This is a genomic window from Amaricoccus sp. B4, from assembly GCF_043226085.1.
GTDB lineage: Bacteria > Pseudomonadota > Alphaproteobacteria > Rhodobacterales > Rhodobacteraceae > Amaricoccus.
On the sequence record NZ_CP171225.1, the window covers coordinates 1,050,022 to 1,067,405 of the forward strand.

14 protein-coding genes are annotated in these 17,384 nt (G+C 65.2%); 6 read left to right on the forward strand and 8 right to left on the reverse strand.

Translation table 11 applies throughout. From position 1 onward, the window contains the following. Nucleotides 1-225 precede the first annotated feature (225 nt). From cyoA to ACF66B_RS05035, 5 genes are read left to right on the forward strand one after another with little or no spacing between them, the layout of a single operon-like run. Nucleotides 226-1,296: a ubiquinol oxidase subunit II gene (gene cyoA / locus ACF66B_RS05015; protein WP_392664218.1), complete on the forward strand. Its 1,071-nt coding sequence runs from the start codon at nucleotides 226-228 to the stop codon at nucleotides 1,294-1,296. Between the two features lie 3 nt (nucleotides 1,297-1,299). Beyond that, nucleotides 1,300-3,294, forward strand: coding sequence for a cytochrome o ubiquinol oxidase subunit I (gene cyoB / locus ACF66B_RS05020; protein ID WP_111431371.1), 1,995 nt, complete (start codon nucleotides 1,300-1,302; stop codon nucleotides 3,292-3,294). A gap of 2 nt (nucleotides 3,295-3,296) precedes the next feature. Continuing rightward, a complete protein-coding gene (cyoC, locus tag ACF66B_RS05025) occupies nucleotides 3,297-3,932 on the forward strand; it encodes a cytochrome o ubiquinol oxidase subunit III (RefSeq protein ID WP_111431370.1) in 636 nt (211 codons plus the stop codon). Further along, nucleotides 3,929-4,369, forward strand: a complete 441-nt coding sequence (cyoD, locus tag ACF66B_RS05030) for a cytochrome o ubiquinol oxidase subunit IV (protein ID WP_111431369.1) — start codon at nucleotides 3,929-3,931, stop codon at nucleotides 4,367-4,369. The genes cyoC and cyoD overlap by 4 nt, the downstream gene beginning before the upstream one ends. Nucleotides 4,370-4,383: 14 nt before the next feature. Then, nucleotides 4,384-5,070: an SURF1 family protein gene (locus tag ACF66B_RS05035; RefSeq protein ID WP_111431368.1), complete on the forward strand. Its 687-nt coding sequence runs from the start codon at nucleotides 4,384-4,386 to the stop codon at nucleotides 5,068-5,070. Between the two features lie 102 nt (nucleotides 5,071-5,172). Here ACF66B_RS05035 and purU read toward each other — a convergent pair whose 3' ends face one another. The 7 genes from purU to ACF66B_RS05070 are packed head-to-tail and all read right to left on the reverse strand — an operon-like array spanning nucleotide 5,173 to nucleotide 13,912. Next, nucleotides 5,173-6,057 carry a formyltetrahydrofolate deformylase gene (gene purU, locus ACF66B_RS05040; protein WP_111431367.1) on the reverse strand — a complete coding sequence of 295 codons (885 nt, stop codon included), beginning with the start codon at nucleotides 6,055-6,057 and terminating at the stop codon, nucleotides 5,173-5,175. A gap of 22 nt (nucleotides 6,058-6,079) precedes the next feature. Further along, nucleotides 6,080-7,489, reverse strand: a complete 1,410-nt coding sequence (locus tag ACF66B_RS05045; protein ID WP_111431366.1) for an L-serine ammonia-lyase — start codon at nucleotides 7,487-7,489, stop codon at nucleotides 6,080-6,082. Nucleotide 7,490: 1 nt separating this feature from the next. Beyond that, nucleotides 7,491-8,765: a serine hydroxymethyltransferase gene (gene glyA / locus ACF66B_RS05050; protein WP_111431365.1), complete on the reverse strand. Its 1,275-nt coding sequence runs from the start codon at nucleotides 8,763-8,765 to the stop codon at nucleotides 7,491-7,493. A gap of 17 nt (nucleotides 8,766-8,782) precedes the next feature. Then, on the reverse strand, nucleotides 8,783-9,337 hold the full coding sequence (locus ACF66B_RS05055; RefSeq protein ID WP_111431364.1) for a sarcosine oxidase subunit gamma family protein: 555 nt from the start codon (nucleotides 9,335-9,337) through the stop codon (nucleotides 8,783-8,785). A gap of 14 nt (nucleotides 9,338-9,351) precedes the next feature. Next, the gene (locus tag ACF66B_RS05060) at nucleotides 9,352-12,345 is read right to left on the reverse strand and encodes a sarcosine oxidase subunit alpha (RefSeq protein WP_111431363.1); all 2,994 of its coding nucleotides are present in this window, start codon (nucleotides 12,343-12,345) and stop codon (nucleotides 9,352-9,354) included. Then, on the reverse strand, nucleotides 12,342-12,644 hold the full coding sequence (locus ACF66B_RS05065; protein ID WP_111431362.1) for a sarcosine oxidase subunit delta: 303 nt from the start codon (nucleotides 12,642-12,644) through the stop codon (nucleotides 12,342-12,344). The genes ACF66B_RS05060 and ACF66B_RS05065 overlap by 4 nt, the downstream gene beginning before the upstream one ends. A gap of 14 nt (nucleotides 12,645-12,658) precedes the next feature. Beyond that, nucleotides 12,659-13,912 carry a sarcosine oxidase subunit beta family protein gene (locus ACF66B_RS05070; RefSeq protein WP_111431361.1) on the reverse strand — a complete coding sequence of 418 codons (1,254 nt, stop codon included), beginning with the start codon at nucleotides 13,910-13,912 and terminating at the stop codon, nucleotides 12,659-12,661. 505 nt (nucleotides 13,913-14,417) lie between these two features. Here ACF66B_RS05070 and ACF66B_RS05075 point away from each other — a divergent pair. After that, nucleotides 14,418-16,139, forward strand: a complete 1,722-nt coding sequence (locus ACF66B_RS05075) for a BCCT family transporter (protein ID WP_111431360.1) — start codon at nucleotides 14,418-14,420, stop codon at nucleotides 16,137-16,139. Between the two features lie 53 nt (nucleotides 16,140-16,192). Here ACF66B_RS05075 and ACF66B_RS05080 read toward each other — a convergent pair whose 3' ends face one another. Continuing rightward, nucleotides 16,193-17,236, reverse strand: coding sequence for a GlxA family transcriptional regulator (locus ACF66B_RS05080; protein ID WP_111431359.1), 1,044 nt, complete (start codon nucleotides 17,234-17,236; stop codon nucleotides 16,193-16,195). Between the last annotated feature and the right edge of the window lie 148 nt (nucleotides 17,237-17,384).

Here is a 17,384-nt window from a genome sequence, read left to right on the forward strand (position 1 = left end):
GGCCGGACGACGGCAGTGCAGCGGCGGATGGATCAGTGTTCATCTGACAGCCTTCCATTGGTGCAGCAAACTTTTGACGATCATTCCCCGGTCACGTCAAGGCGGGTTGAACCGATCGCCGATGAGGCATAGGAAAATGAGTCGGGGCAATATGTCATAGCAGGCAGGCGACCTCTACTCTCTAAACAGAGGTCAAATTGCGCCAAGCTAATGGACGCTGGCAAGGTGGGCTATCTCTTGAGACGACTTCGAGGCCGGCATGTATTGCCGTTCGTTCTTCTCCTGACGGTTGCTGGTTGTAAGTGGGTGGTACTTTCCCCATCCGGCGATATCGCAGCACAGCAACGAGATCTTCTGATCATTTCGACCGTCTTGATGCTTCTGGTCATCATTCCGGTCTTGTTCCTGACAGTCTTCTTTGCCTGGAAGTACCGCCAGGCAAATCGCGAAGCGCGCTATGATCCCGATTGGGACCACTCAACTCAACTGGAGCTTGTGATTTGGGGCGCACCGCTCCTCATCATCATCTGGCTCGGCGCGCTCACCTGGATGGGGACGCATCTGCTCGATCCCTACCGCCCGATCGAGCGCATCGACAGCGACACGCCCGTCGCCGCCGGCACCGAGCCGCTTGAGATCGAGGCAGTCGCACTCGACTGGAAATGGCTATTCATCTACCCGCAATACGGCGTTGCCACGGTCAACGAGATCGCCGCGCCCGTGGACCGGCCGATCCGGTTCCGGCTCACCTCCTCGACGGTGATGAACGCCTTCTTCATCCCGGCACTGGCGGGCCAGATCTACGCGATGCCGGGGATGGAGACCAAGCTCCATGCCGTCATCAACGAGCCCGGCGAGTTCGGCGGCTTCTCGTCGAACTACAGCGGCGCAGGCTACTCGGGCATGAAGTTCGAGTTCCACGGCGTCGACAGCCAGGCCTTCGACCAGTGGATCGCGAAGGTGCGCGGCGGCGAGGGAACCCTTGATCGCGCAGCCTATCTCGAACTTGAAAAGCCGAGCGAGAACGCCCCTGTCCGATACTTCGGCGCGACAGACCCGTCTCTCTTCGACGACGTGGTGAGCATGTGTGTCGAGCCCGGCAAGCTCTGCCTGCGCGACATTCACGGACCGCACGGCAGCGCGCAGGCCGCAGAGGCGCACGGCGGCGAGGGCCACCACAGCTGGGCCCCACCCGACGCACTCGAATACGACAAGACCACGCGGCGCGGCGGACCGATGGACGCTCATGGCACGAACGAAGCCGCCATGGATCACGGATCCGAAGAGGAACACTGAGCGATGGATGCACTGACCCATTTCCTGTTCGGCAAACTGACCTGGTCTGCCATTCCCTATCATGAGCCGATTCTGGTGGTGACATTCATTGTCGTCGCTCTCATTGGCAGCTCCGTGCTCTTCGCCATAACGCGCTACAGGCTCTGGGGGTATCTCTGGAGCGAATGGTTCACGAGCGTCGATCACAAGAAGATCGGCATCATGTACATGGTGCTCGGCGTCATCATGTTGCTCCGGGGCTTCGCCGACGCGATCATGATGCGGCTCCAGCAGGCGATCGCCTTCAACGGCTCCGACGGCTACCTGCCCTCCCATCACTACGATCAGATCTTCACCGCGCACGGCGTCATCATGATCTTCTTCGTCGCCATGCCGATGGTGACGGGCATGATGAACTACATCATGCCCTTGCAGATCGGCGCGCGCGACGTCTCGTTCCCGTTCCTCAACAACTTCAGCTTCTGGATGACCGTGTCCGGTGCCGTCATCATCATGATGTCGCTGTTCATCGGGGAATTCGCCAAGACCGGCTGGCTGGCGTATCCGCCGCTCTCGGGCATCGCCTACAGCCCGGATGTCGGGGTGGATTACTACATATGGGGGCTGCAGATCGCGGGGATCGGGACATTGCTCTCGGGCGTCAACCTGATCTGCACCATCGTGAAGATGCGCGCGCCGGGCATGACCTTGATGCGGATGCCGATCTTCACGTGGACGGCGCTCTGCACCAACATCCTCATCGTCGCGGCCTTCCCCGTGCTGACCGCTGTCCTCGCGCTGCTCATGCTTGACCGCTACGTCGGAATGAACTTCTTCACGAACGATTTCGGCGGCAACTCGATGATGTATGTGAACCTCATCTGGATCTGGGGGCATCCGGAGGTCTACATTCTTATCCTGCCGGTCTTCGGGATCTTCTCCGAGGTCACCTCGACCTTCTCGGGCAAGCGGCTCTTCGGCTACACCTCGATGGTCTATGCCACCGTGGTCATCACGATACTCTCCTACCTCGTGTGGCTGCACCACTTCTTCACCATGGGCTCAGGCGCGAGCGTGAACTCGTTCTTCGGGATCACCACGATGGTCATCTCGATTCCGACCGGGGCGAAGATATTCAACTGGCTCTTCACGATGTATCGCGGCCGGATCCGCTTCGACCTGCCGATGATGTGGACGGTCGCCTTCATGATCACCTTCGTGATCGGCGGGATGACGGGCGTGCTGCTTGCGGTGCCGCCGGTCGACTTCGTGCTCCACAACAGCCTGTTCCTGATCGCCCATTTCCACAACGTCATCATCGGCGGCGTGCTCTTCGGGCTCTTTGCCGGCATGAACTTCTGGTTCCCCAAGGCCTTCGGCTTCCGGCTCGATCCGTTCTGGGGCAAGATCTCGTTCTGGTTCTGGGTCGGCGGTTTCTACGTCGCCTTCATGCCGCTCTACGTGCTCGGCCTCATGGGCGTCACCCGGCGCCTTCGCGTCTTCGACGATCCGAGCCTGCAGGTCTGGTTCGTGATCGCGGCCTGCGGCGCGGCGATGATCGCGGTCGGCATCGGCGCCTTCCTCATGCAGCTCTTCGTCAGCATCCGCAACCGCGAGGCGCTGCGCGACACCACGGGCGACCCCTGGGACGGCCGGACCCTCGAATGGTCCACCTCCTCGCCGCCGCCAGCCTACAACTTCGCCTTCACGCCGGTGGTGCATGATCTCGATGCCTGGACCGACATGAAGCGGCACGGCTACGTCCGGCCGGAGGACGGCTTCATCCCGATCCACATGCCGAAGAACACCGGCACCGGCGTCTACCTCGCGGGCCTCAGCGTCGCCCTGGGCTTCGCCATGGTCTGGCACATCTGGTGGCTCGCGATCGTCGCCTTCGTGGGCATGATCGGCGTCACCATCTGGCACACCTTCAACTACAACCGGGACTACTCGATCCCGGCCGGCGAGGTGAGCGCCTCCGAGAACGAGCGGACGCGACTTCTGGGGGCCGGGGCCTGAACATGACGGATACGACATTGATGCACGGCACTGAAACCGACCGCCGGGTCTTTCACGTCGCGGAAGGCCCGGACCATCCACCCGGCCACAGCACCCTGCTCGGGTTCTGGATCTACCTGATGAGCGACAGTCTCATCTTCGCGATGCTGTTCGCGACCTTTGGGGTGCTCGGGGCGAACTACGCCGCGGGCCCCACCCCGGCGGATGTCTTCGAGCTGCCGCTCGTCGCGGTCAACACGGCGATGCTGCTCTTCTCCTCGATCACCTACGGCTTCGCCATCCTCGCCATGCAGGACGACGACAACCAGCGGACGCAGAAATGGCTGATGGTGACCGCAGCCTTCGGCGCGGCCTTCGTCTGCATCGAGCTCTACGAGTTCGGCTCGCTGATCGCCGAGGGCGCCGGGCCACAACGGAGCGCGTTCCTCTCCTCCTTCTTCGCGCTCGTCGGCACCCACGGGCTGCACGTGACGTCCGGTCTCGTCTGGATCGCCGTGATGGTGGTCCAGCTCCGCAAGCACGGGCTGATCGAGGCCAACCGCCGGCGGCTGCTCTGCCTCAGCATGTTCTGGCATTTCCTCGACGTGGTCTGGATCGGCGTCTTCACCTTCGTCTACCTGCTGGGAGTGATGCGATGAGCGCCCACGGACATCATCACGATACCGCCCCCAGCCATTCGACCCTGAGCGGCTACATCACTGGCTTCGTGCTTTCCGTCATCCTGACGGCGATCCCGTTCTGGCTGGTGATGGGCCGCCCCTTCGACAGCGCGGCGCTGACCGCCGTGCTCGTCATCGGCTTCGCCGTCGTCCAGATCTTCGTCCACATGGTCTACTTCCTGCACATGGACACGAAGGCGGAGGGCGGATGGTCGGTCATGGCGCTCATCTTCACCCTCATTCTCGTCCTCATCGCGCTCACCGGCTCGCTCTGGGTGATGTATCACCTCGACCGGAACATGATGCCCGGCATGATGCACGAACCGGCACCGATGCAGCCCGGCACCACCGAGGGCATGCCGGATTTCGGGCTCGAAGATGACACCAACGGGGCGCAGCACGGCGGTCACGATTGAGCCGAAGGCCCTCCATGGCCCGGCTCGCATATCTCGGGCTGGGAATCCTCGCCGTCGCGGTCTTCCTCGCGCTCGGCATCTGGCAGGTCGAGCGCCGCGCCTGGAAGCTCGACCTGATCGACCGCGTCGAGGCCCGCGTTCATGCGGCGCCCGCCGCTGCCCCCGGCCCTGCCGACTGGCCTTCCGTCTCCCGCGACCGCGACGAATACCGCCATGTCCGGGTGACGGGGCATTTTCTCGACAGTCCTGAAACCCGCGTCCTCGCGGTGACCGAGCTCGGCGGCGGCGACTGGGTGCTCGCCCCCTTCCTGACCGACCGCGGGTTCGTCGTGCTCGTCAACCGCGGCTTCCTCCCCACGGGCGACGGCCGCCCGGCGGAGCCCTCCGCCGCCCCTCCCGGCGACGAGACGGAAATTACCGGCCTCCTGCGCCTCAGCGAGCCCGGCGGCGCCTTCCTGCGGGCCAACGATCCCGGCGCGGACCGCTGGTATTCCCGCGATGTCGCTGCCATTGCCGCGGCCCGCGGCCTGCATGACATCGCGCCCTATTTCATCGATGCGGATGCAGACGGCTCCGGCTGGCCCCGTGGCGGGCTCACCGTGATCCGCTTCCACAACAGCCACCTCGTCTACGCGATCACCTGGTTCTCGCTCGCAGCCCTGCTCTCCGGCGGGCTCGTGCTGGTCTGGCGCGCAAAATAGCATTGCCCCGCGCCGAAAACGTCCGGCGCGGGGCTTCAATGCAGGGCACGCCCCGTCTCTGGGGCGCGCAAGGCTACAGGCTTCAGGCGGGCTTGGCCCGCCTCAGCCCATGCGTTCGGAGGCGTATTCGCCGGGGCTCGCCGCGAAGACCACGGTCTTGTCGCGGTTGAGGAAGACCCGGTGATGGATATGGGCGTGAATGGCCCGGGAGAGCACCTGGCTTTCCACGTCGCGGCCGAGGCTCACGTAATCCGACGGGCTCTGCGCATGGGTCACCCGCACTGTGTCCTGCTCGATGATCGGACCCTCGTCGAGATCGGCGGTCACGTAATGCGAGGTTGCCCCGATCAGCTTCACACCGCGCTCATAGGCCTGCTTGTAGGGGTTCGCGCCCTTGAAGCTCGGCAGGAACGAATGGTGGATGTTGATGATCCGCCCCGACATCTCCTGGCACATCTCGTCCGAGAGGATCTGCATGTAGCGGGCGAGCACGATCAGTTCCGCGCCGGTCTCGCGCACGATGCGCATCTGCTCGGCCTCGGCCTCCTGCTTGTTCTCCTTGGTGACCTTGATGCAATGGAACGGAAGGTCATGGTTCACCACCACCTTCTGGTAATCCATGTGGTTCGAGATCACGGCCACGATGTCGATCGGCAGCGCACCGATCCGCCAGCGGTAGAGCAGGTCGTTCAGGCAGTGCCCGAAGCGCGAGACCATGATGATGACTTTCATCTTCGTGGCCGGGTCATGGAAGGCATAATCCATGTCGAGCTTCTGAGCCGTCGCAGCAAAGCTCTCGCCCAGCGCGTCGCGGGTCCGGCCCTGCTCGGAGACGAAGCTTAGCCGCATGAAGAAACGGTCGTTCGCGAGATCCGAAAACTGCGAACTGTCGTGGATGTTGCAGCCCTGCTCGGCGAGGAAGGTGGAGATCGCTCCCACGATGCCGGGTCGCACCGGGCAGGAAACGGTCAGGATGATCTGAGACATGTCTGTTGGACCTTATGAGGGATCAGCATTCCGGAAGGTTGACGGCAATCCCGCCGGTGGAGGTTTCCTTGTATTTCAGGTTCATGTCCTGCCCGGTCTCGAGCATCACGCGGATGCAGTTGTCGAGCGGCATGAAATGGTCTCCGTCGCCGCGAAGTGCGAGCGACGCGGCCGAGACCGCCTTGATGGCGCCAAGCGCGTTGCGTTCGATGCAGGGCACCTGAACGAGCCCGGCGGCCGGATCGCAGGTCATGCCGAGATGGTGCTCGAGCGCGATCTCCGCGGCGTTCTCAACCTGGGCATTCGTGCCCCCGAGGGCTGCGCAGAGCCCCCCGGCCGCCATGGCCGCGGCACTCCCCACTTCGCCCTGGCAGCCGACCTCGGCGCCCGAGATCGAGGCGTTGTGCTTGATCAGCCCGCCGATCGCGGCAGCGGTCAGCAGCAGGTCGCGGCAGCCCTGGTGCGTCGCGCCGACGCAATGGTCGCGGTAATAGCGCAGCACCGCCGGCACCACGCCCGCCGCGCCGTTGGTCGGCGAGGTGACGACCCGCCCGCCCGCAGCGTTTTCCTCGTTCACTGCCATCGCATAGACGCTCATCCAGTCATTGGCCTGGTGCGGCTGCGCGAGGTTCATGCCCTTCTCGGACTGAAGCTGGTCGTGGATCGCCTTGGCCCGGCGCCGGACCTTGAGCCCCCCCGGAAGGATGCCCTCCTGGGTGAGCCCGCGGGCGACGCAGGCATCCATGGTATCGAGGATGCGGTCGATCTTCTGATCGAGCGCGGCCCCGTGCAGCACCGTCTCGTTGGCGCGCTTCATCTGCGCGATGCTGAGACGCGAGCGCGCCCCCATCTCCAGCATCTCCTGAGCGGTGCCGAAGGGATAGGGAAAGGAATGCGCCGACTTCTCGTCGTGCAGGCTCGCCTTCGCGGCATGCTGCGCCTCGAGCTCCTCCGCCGTCAGCACGAAGCCGCCGCCGACAGAATAGTAGATCTGCTGGCGGTAGGCGTTGCCCGCCTCGTCGAAGGCGCGCAGGATCATGCCGTTGGCATGGCCCGGCAGGGCCATGTCATAGTCGAAGACAAGGTCGCGGTCCGGGACGAAGATCAGCTCGCCCAGGCCCTCGGGCCGCACGACACCTTCCTGCCGGACCGTGGCCTCCAGCGCCTCGGCCTGATCCGGATCGAGCGTCTCGGGCAGCAGCCCGCAGAAACCCAGGATCACCGCGCGGTCGGTCGCATGGCCCTTGCCGGTGAAGGCGAGCGAGCCGTGCAGGCTCGCGCCGAGCCGGTGCAGCTTGCCCGCACCGGGGATCTTCTCGGCCCCGCTGCGCAGATCGTCGAGGAACCGCGCAGCCGCCACCATCGGCCCCATCGTATGGGACGACGAGGGGCCGATGCCTATCTTGAAGACATCAAAGACCGACAGGAACATCTCAGGCTGCCGAACCGTAGATCGGATGCGCCGCGCAGAGCGCACGAACCTCTTCCCGCACCTCGGCCTCGACCGCGGCATCGCCCTCGGAGTTCTGCTCGAGCGCGTCGATGACCCGCAGGATCAGGCGCCCGATCTGCTCGAACTCCGCCACGCCGAAGCCGCGGGTGGTGCCGGCCGACGTGCCGAGACGGATGCCCGAGGTCACGAAGGGCTTCTCCGGATCGTTGGGGATGGAGTTCTTGTTGCAGGTGAGCCCGGCACGCTCGAGCGCGATCTCGGCCACCTTGCCGGTCACGCCCTTGGGCCGCAGGTCGACCAGCAGCATGTGGCAGTCGGTGCCGCCCGAGACGATGCCCAGACCGCCCGCGATCAGCACGTCCCCGAGCGCCTTTGCGTTCGCGATCACCTGTGCGGCATACTGCCGGAACTCGGGCTGCAGCGCCTCGCCGAAGGAGACGGCCTTGGCGGCGATGACATGCATCAGCGGCCCGCCCTGGTTGCCCGGGAAGACGGCCGAGTTGAGCTTCTTGGCCAGCGCCTCGTCATTGGTGAGGATGACGCCGCCGCGCGGCCCGCGCAGCGTCTTGTGGGTGGTCGAGGTGACGACATGCGCATGCGGCACCGGGTTCGGATACTGGCCGCCCGCGATCAGACCCGCATAATGCGCCATGTCGACCATCAGATAGGCGCCGATCTCGTCCGCGATCTTGCGGAAGCCTTCGAAGTCGATCTTGCGCGGATAGGCCGAGGCGCCCGCCACGATCAGCTTCGGCCGGGTCTCGAGCGCCCGCTCGCGCACCTTCTCCATGTCGATGATATGGGTTTCCGGATCGACCTCGTAGGAGACGACATCGAACCACTTGCCCGACATGGTGACCGGCGAGCCGTGGGTCAGATGCCCGCCATGAGCGAGCGAAAGGCCCATGATACGGTCGCCCGGCTGAAGCAGCGCGAGAAACACCGCCTGGTTCGCCTGCGCGCCGGAATGCGGCTGCACGTTGGCATATTCCGCACCGAAGAGCTGCTTCAGCCGCTCGATCGCGACCTCCTCGACCTTGTCGACGAACTCGCAGCCGCCATAGTAGCGCTTGCCCGGATAGCCTTCGGCGTACTTGTTGGTGAGCACGGAGCCCTGCGCCGCCATCACGTCGACGGAAACGATGTTTTCCGAGGCGATCAGCTCGATCTGGGTCTGCTGGCGGTCGAGTTCCTCTGCGATCGCCGACGCGATCACGGTGTCGGACAAGACGGCCTTGGGAAGGGAATGGATCATGGGTTGGGTCCTTTGACTCAGAGGGCCTCAGCGGCGAGTTCGCGCACGCCGACTTCAAGAAGGTGCAGAAGATGCGACGCGAAGCTGTTCCAGACATCCATGCGGAAACTGTCTGCGGCATCGCGCCAGAGGATCACGGTGGAGCCGTCGAAAAGCGTCCGGCGCCCCTCGCCCACGGCAATTGTGTCGATGTCGCGCGCGCAGCCGAGGGTCAGCAGCTCGGCGGCGCGGGGCCCCGAGATCTGGAAGCTCACCTCGCGGCCCGAAACGTCGACGAGGCTGTGCGGCAGCGCGCCATAGACGCCCGCGCAGGCCTCGACGAGACCGGACACCGCGGCGAGCGGGGCATGCAGCATCCACTCGTCGGGGCCGAGGCAGAGCGCCTGCAGCTCGCCGGCCGCGGCGCGCCCCCCGACCTTGCGCGGAAGCGCAAGGCCGAGCGCGCCCTCGAGCGCCGAGAGATCGCCCCGCGCCCGCAGCGAGAGCCGCCCGCAGGGCGCCTCGACGGAAACCCGCGCGGCCGAGCTTACAGCGGCGACGCCGGAGGACAGGGAAGAAGTATGGGCAGTCATCGCATGTCTCCGGCTCAGATCTTCAGACGGGTGTTTTCTGGATCGACAAAGACCGGATCGGTGATCTTTGCCGCGATGATGCGGTCGGGCATCGGGATGTAGACGGTCTCGCCCATCCGCTCGTGCCCGCCCTCGATCACCGCCAGCGCGATCGGCTGGCCGACGGTGTCCGAGAGGTAGGACGAGGTGACGTGACCCACCATCTTCATCGGGATCGCCTGCTTCGGATCGAAGACGATCTGTGCGCCCTCCTCGAGCCGCGACTTGTCCTCGGTCAGCAGGCCGACGAACTGCTTGCGTCCCTTGGCCACCAGATCCGGGCGCGCAAGCCCCCGCATCCCGACGAAGTCCGGCTTCTTCTTGCCGACCGCCCAGCCCATGCCGCAGTCATAGGGCGTCACCGTGCCGTCGGTGTCCTGGCCGACGATGATGTAGCCCTTCTCGGCGCGCAGCACGTGCATCGTCTCGGTGCCATAGGCGGTGATGCCATACTGCTGCCCGGCCTCCCAGAGCGTCTCCCAGAGCTTGCGGCCCTCATGTGCCCGCACGTTGATCTCGAAACCGATCTCGCCGGTGAAGCTCACCCGGAAGAGCCGCGCGGGCAGGCCCGCAACGGTGCATTCCACGCAGGACATGTGCGGGAAGGCGTCCTCGGTCAGCTCGACCCCCTCGACGAAGGGCGCGAGCAGCTTCGCGGCATCCGGGCCGTTCAGCGCGATGGTCGACCACTGCTCCGTCGTCGAGGTGAGCCAGACATTGAGGTCGGGCCACTCGGTCTGGAGATAGTCCTCCATCATGTTCAGAACCCGCGCCGCGCCACCGGTGGTGGTGGTGACGTGGAACTTGTCCTCGCTCAGCCGGCCGATCACGCCATCGTCGCGGATGTAGCCGTCATCGCCCAGAAGCAGGCCGTAGCGGCAGCGCCCCGGTGCGAGCTTGGTCCAGGGGTTGGTGTACATCCGGTTCATGAACTCGACCGCATCCGGGCCCACGACCTCGATCTTGCCGAGCGTCGAGGCGTCGAAGATGCCGACGCTCTTGCGGGTCGCAACGCATTCGCGGCGCACCGCAGTGTCCATGTCCTCGCCCGGCTTCGGGAAATACCAGGCCCGGCGCCACTGGCTCACCGGCTCGAACACCGCGCCATGCTCCTCGGCCCAGCTGTCGATCTGGGTCTTGCGGGTGACCTCGAAATGCCCGCCGCGGTGATAGCCCGCGAAGGCCCCGAAGGTCGTCGGCGTGTAGGGCGGCCGGAAGGTGGTGAGACCCACCTGCGGCTGCTTCTTGCCGAGCGCATCGGCCGCGATGTTGAGGCCGTTGATGTTCGACATCTTGCCCTGGTCGGTCGCCATGCCGTTGGTGGTGTATCGCTTGACATGCTCGATCGAGCGCATGCCCTCACGCACCGCGAGCCGAAGGTCCTTGGCGGTCACGTCGTTCTGATAGTCGACAAAGGCCTTGGCCTTGCCCGGGCTGCGGTCGGTCGGCAGTTCCGTCATCGAGACGCCGCTGCCGGTGCGATCCCCCTCGACCGCCTGTGCGGCGGCCGGCGCGGGCGTCTGGCCCAGAGCCTCGGCCACTGCACGGCCCTTCTCTGCACCATCGGCCAGCACCGCGGCGATGCCCCAGAGCCCGCGGCTCGCACCGGCAATGACGCAATCCTCGGGCGTGTCCTTCGGCAGGAAGGTGGTGCGGTCGTCGTCCCAGGCGAGCGAACCCTTCGTGTGCGAGAAGAGATGCAGCGACGGCGTCCAGCCACCCGACATCAGCACTGCGTCGCACGAGATCTCCTCGCCGGCGCCGACGGCGCCGTTCGTCACCGGATTGACCCGGAGCGAGGAGACGCGCAGGCGCCCCGACGTGCCGGTCGCGGTGTGGGAGAGCTTCACCGTGATGCCGCGGCTGCGCGCCCCGGAGAGCAGCGCCTCGGACACCGTGCCGCGGATGTCGACGATCGCCTGCACCTTCGCGCCCGCATCCTGCAGATCGAAGGCGGCATACCAGGCGGAATCGTGCGAGGTGATCACCACCGGCTTCTTGCCGACGAGCACGCCGTAGCGGTTGAGGAAGGTCTGCGCGGAACCTGCCAGCATGACGCCGGGCCGGTCGTTGCCGTGGAAGACCAGCGGCTTTTCCAGCGCACCCTGCGCAAGCACGACCTGCCGCGCCCGCACCCGCCACATACGCTCACGCGGCGTGTCCGCCGGCAGCGCGGGCAGATGATCGGTGAGCTTCTCGACCATGCCGATCATGTTCTGGTGATAGTAGCCGATGGCGGTCGTGCGGGTCATGATCTTGACCCCGAGCTCCTTCAGCGCCGCAAGCTCGGCGGTGAGCCAGTCCCACGCCGGCCGGCCGTCGATCCGCGCCTGCGGCTCGGAGAGCAGCGTGCCGCCCGCTTCCGCGTTCTCGTCCACCAGCACCACCTTGAGCCCGCCCACCGCGGCAGCACGCGCCGCGGCAAGCCCGGTCGGGCCGGCGCCGACGACCAGCACGTCGCAATGCAGGTAGCGCGAGGCGTAGTGATCCGGATCCTCTTCCTTCGGGCTGACGCCAAGACCGGCAGCGGCGCGGATGAAGGGCTCATAGACCTTGTCCCAGAAGCTCCGCGGCCACATGAAGGTCTTGTAGTAGAAGCCGGCCGAGAACAGCATGTAGGCCGCGTCGTTCACGGCACCCACGTCGAACTTCAGGCTCGGGAACTTGTTCTGCGAGGTGGTCTCGAGACCTTCCCAGATTTCCTGCACGGTCGCCCGCGTGTTGGGCTCGAAGCGGCCCGGGCCACGGCGGGTGCCGATGAGCGCGTTGGGCTCCTCGGAGCCCGCGGCGACGGCGCCGCGCGGACGGTGATACTTGAACGAGCGGCCCATGAGATGCACGCCGTTCGCGAGCAGCGCCGAGGCAACGGTGTCGCCCTTCGCGCCGCGATAGGTCTTGCCGTCGAAGGTGAAGGAGATGGGGCGCGCGGTATCCACCCGACCCCGGCCGGAAACACGATAGTTGCTCATTTCTGGGTCACCGTCAGCGTCGAGAGGTCGGGGCGCGGTTCGCCCGCCTTGTAGGTGGTCAGGAACTTGTCGGAGACGGTGTCGCGCACCGCATTGAAGTAGCGTCCGCAGCCGTGAAGGTGCCGCCAGCGCTCGTAGTGCGGCCCGCGCACGTTGCTCCGGAGGAAGAGGAAACCTTCCCAGTCCGCGTCGCTCTGCGCCGAAGGCGTTTCGGGGCGGACGATATGCGCTTCACCGGCATAGGTGAATTCGACCTCGGGCAGGGTCTCGCTGCAGTAGGGGCAGTGGATCAGAAGCATGTTCGGAGACTCCTCTAGTGCGCGACAGCGGCAGCGGCGGCTTCGTCGATGAGCCGTCCGGTGCGGAACCGCTCGAGGGTGAAAGGCGCGTTGATCGGGTGCGGCTCGTCCTTTGCGACGGTCCAGGCAAAGGTATGCGCGGCGCCGGGCGTGGCCTTGAACCCGCCGGTGCCCCAGCCGCAGTTGACGAAGAGCCCCGGCACCGGGGTCTTGCCGACGATCGGCGAGCGGTCCGGCGTGTTGTCGACGATCCCGCCCCACTTGCGCAGCATCCGCATGCGGTTGAAGATCGGGAAGACCTCCGAGATCGCGGCAATCGTGTGCTCGATGAGCGGCAGGCCGCCACGCTGCGAATAGGAGGTGTACTGGTCGGTGCCGGAGCCGATCACGAGCTCGCCCTTGTCGGACTGGCTGCAATAGGCATGAACCGCATTCGACATCACGACGCAGGGGAAGACCGGCTTCACCGGCTCGGAAACCAGCGCCTGCAGCGGATAGCTTTCGAGCGGCAGGCGAACGCCCGCGCTGTCCATGACCACCGAGGTGTGACCGGCGGCCGACACCGCGACCTTCTTTGCCTTGATGAAGCCCTTCGCGGTTTCGACACCCGCAACCGACCCGTCGGCGTTGCGCCGGATCGCCGTCACAGCGCAGTTCTGGATGATGTCCACGCCACGCATCGCCGCACCGCGGGCATAGCCCCAGGCGACCGCGTCATGGCGCGCGGTGCCCGCGCGTTCCTGCAGCGCACCGCCCATCACGGGATAGCGCGCGTTCTTGGCGATGTTGATCGGCGGGCAGAATTCCTTGCACTCCTCGGGCGTCAGCCAGCGGTTGTCGACGCCGTTCAGACGGTTGGAGTGGACGTGGCGCTTGAAGCTCTGGACATCGTGCACATTGTGCGCGAGCATCAGCACGCCGCGGTTGGAATACATGACGTTGTAGTTGAGTTCCTGGCTCAGGTTCTGCCAGAGATCCAACGCATGATCGAAAAGCCGCGCGCTCTCGTCATAGAGATAGTTCGAGCGGATGATGGTCGTGTTCCGGCCGGTATTTCCGCCGCCGAGCCAGCCCTTGTCGATCACCGCGATATTGGTGATGCCATGCTGAGTGGCGAGGTAATAGGCGGTCCCGAGACCATGGCCCCCGGCGCCGACGATTACGACGTCGTACTCCGCCTTGGGCTGACTGTCCGGCCACTGCTCGGTCCAGTTCTTGTGGCCGGTCAGCGCGTTCTTGAGTAGGTTGAAGGCGTTGAAACGCGTCATGGGCTGCCCCTCACCGCAGATGGAATGTATCAGCTTACGTAGCGTTTCCCGGTTCAGCCTCATTGAACGATTGCGACATCAGGACCGGAGATACGCGCCAACGTTTGTTGCACCCGACTTGAGGCGCTCCGCCGCCATGCTCGCGGCGGACAGGTCGGGCGTCAAGCCCCGCCGCAATCGCGCCGCACCCCTTGTCTGACAGGGGTGCGCCGCGACCATCGGCAGCAAGAGGCCCCGGCTCGAGACCCCGGGGCGCGGTATTCCGCCGACCAGCCGCACCGCGCCGTTTCATGTCGTAGTACTACCGCGCACCCGTCGCAAAACTACTGTGTCGCAGTGCTTCACCCATAGATACCGGACGGATTGACTGAATACCCTGAAAATTGGCCGTTCCGGCAGTCTTCCCGCCGGAGCGCGCCCGAATACTGGGTCAGAGGGAGAAACGGCGAAGGGCGGGCCTGAGGGGTCGCCGCGACCACGGCGGCGCCCTCACGCCCAGAGAACTATGAATAAGGTCCGGCCAACCGGGCTTCCGACCAAGGGGACATCCCCGAATTCCAACACAGGAGCGATATTCTTGACAAACCAAGCCAATGCAGATGCGTCGGCCGCGGACATCGGCGACGAGACCCAGCCAGAGGGTCTGATTCAAACCGACTACACGATTGGACAGGACAATATCGAGGGGAGCTTCGGCCCGTTCGGGTTCGACGTTCACAACCCGGTCTTCGCGATCTCTGCTCTCTCGGTCGTTGCTTTCGTGGTCTTCACGATCGCCATGCCGGAGCTCGCGGGCACCATCTTCAATGCGATCTTTTCGGAAGTGACCCAGGGCTTTGACTGGTTCTTCCTTGGAGCGGCCGACATCTTCGTCCTGCTCTGCCTCGTTCTCATCGTCAGCCCCTACGGCAAGATCCGCCTCGGCGGGCGCGATGCGACCCCCGATTTCACCTATACGGGCTGGTTCTCGATGCTCTTTGCCGCCGGCATGGGGATCGGGCTGATGTTCTACGGTGTCTCGGAACCCCTGAGCCACTTCTCCTCCTCGCTCGGCGGTACCGCAGTCGGGGCGGACGGGGTTCGTACCGACTGGTCCCCGCTCGGCGCCGCCTCGGACGAAGCCGGTGCGATCAAACTCGGCATGGCCGCCGCGATCTTCCACTGGGGGCTGCACCCCTGGGCGATCTACGCCATCCTCGCGCTCAGCCTCGCCCTCTTCAGCTACAACAAGGGCCTGCCGCTCACCATCCGCTCGGCCTTCTACCCGATCTTCGGCGAGCGCGTCTGGGGCTGGCCTGGCCACGTCATCGACATCCTTGCGGTCTTCGCGACGCTCTTCGGCCTCGCAACCTCGCTCGGCCTCGGTGCTGCGCAGGCCAACGCCGGGATGAACAAGCTCTTCGGCATGCCCATCGACACCACCTCACAGATCATCCTCATCATCCTCATCACGGCGATCGCGCTCTTCTCGGTCGTGCGTGGCCTCGAGGCCGGGGTGAAGCTGCTCTCCGAGATCAACATGGGGCTCGCCTTCCTGCTGCTCATCTTCGTTGTCGCAGCCGGTCCCACGATCCTGATCCTCACCGGCGTCGGCAAATACCTCCTCGCCTACCTCGAATACCTCCCCGCCCTCTCCAACCCGGTCGGGCGTGACGACGTGAACTTCGTTCAGGGCTGGACCGCGTTCTACTGGGCGTGGTGGATCTCCTGGTCGCCGTTCGTGGGCATGTTCATCGCCCGCGTCAGCCGTGGCCGCACCGTGCGCGAGTTTCTCATCAGCGTGCTGCTCGTGCCCTCGCTCGTCTGCGTGATCTGGATGTCGGTCTTCGGCGGCGCCGCGATCAACCAGGTCGTGCATGACGGCTATACCGCAGCCAAGGACGCCGAGCTTCCGCTCCAGCTCTTCGCGATGCTCGATGCGCTTCCCTGGACCTCGATCACCTCGATGATCGGCATCGTCCTGGTCATCGTCTTCTTCGTGACCTCGTCTGACTCGGGCAGCCTCGTGATCGACACCATCGCCGCAGGCGGCAAGGTCGATGCTCCGGTGCCGCAGCGCGTGTTCTGGTGCCTCTTCGAAGGCCTCGTCGCCATCGTGCTGCTGCTCTCGGTCGGCGGTCTGAAGTCGCTCCAGGCCATGGTGATCTCGACCGGCCTGCCCTTCACGCTGGTGCTGCTGCTGATGTGTGTCGCGATCTGGCGCGGCCTGGCCAGCGAACCGCGCTGACACCAAGAAACCCGGGCCGCCTGGCCCGGGTTTGCCTCCCCCCCCGCGTGGGGTCAGGCGTCCGGCTTGCCTATCTGGCGCACGGCATTCGGCGCCATGTCAAAGCGGCGCTGGAACATCCGGCTGAGATGCGAGGAATCGCAGAAGCCGCAATCAACCGCGATCTGCGCAATGGATTTGTCCGTCGTCTCGATCAGATGATAGGCCAGCGACAGCCGGATGCTGAGAAAGGCCGCCTGCGGCGAGGTGTCGAGCGCCGTGCGGAAATGCCGTTCGAGTTGCCGCTTGCTGTGCCCCATGCGCCGCGCGATCTCCGTCACCGAAAGCGGCGTGTCGATGTTCTGCTGCATCAGCAGCAGCGTCCTGAGCACGATCGGATCCCGCGTCCTGAAATCGAGCGTCACGCCGGGCTGCGGCTTGTCCGGCTGCAACGCGTCGTCGATGATCATGATGTGAAGGCTCTTGCTGGCCTGCGCGCGCCCCACGTGCCGCTCGACGAGATAGGCCGCGAGATGCGCCGAACTCGCGCCGCCCGAACAGGTCAGCCGGTCGCCGTCCACCACGAAGATCTGATCGGTGACCGGCGTCATTCCCTCGAACTGCTCGAGAAAGTCCGCGTGATGAAACCAGCTCACGCAGCAGCGGTAGCCATCGAGCAACCCGGCCTGATGCAGCATGAATGCCCCGGTGCAGACCCCCACCAGCGGCACGCCGGCCGCGGCGGCCTGATGCAGGAACCGCTCGTAGACGGTGCCGAGCCCCGGCATCTCGTCCATCAGCCCGCCGACGACGACGATGTAATCGAAACGCGCAGGGTCGCCGAGCCGCTCCTTCGGCTGCACCGAAATGCCGCAGCTCGAGGTCACCGCGTCCATGGTGTCCGACAGCACGGTCCAGTTGCAGAGGATCGGGCGGCTGCGGTCGCCCTCATCGGCCGCGAGCCGCAGCACATCCACGAAATTTGCAAAGGCGCAGAGCGTGAAGCGCTTGGCGAGGATGAAGCCGACGGAAAGCCGCGCGCCGCCCGTGCGCGGGCGCAGGGCGCGCGTGACCGTGCTGCGGGACGTCTCTCTCTGCGGCTTCTGACGGGAAGGCATCCGACTTAGCTCCGGGCTCAGCAAGGATCCTGAACCACTGTCGTAGCCCTAATCCCGTTTTGACGCAATCATTCTGTTCCCGAGGCGCCAAATGGCGCAATCGTGCCCCTCATCGAATCCCGGCTCCGTGCCGCTTTCCCCTTGGGCC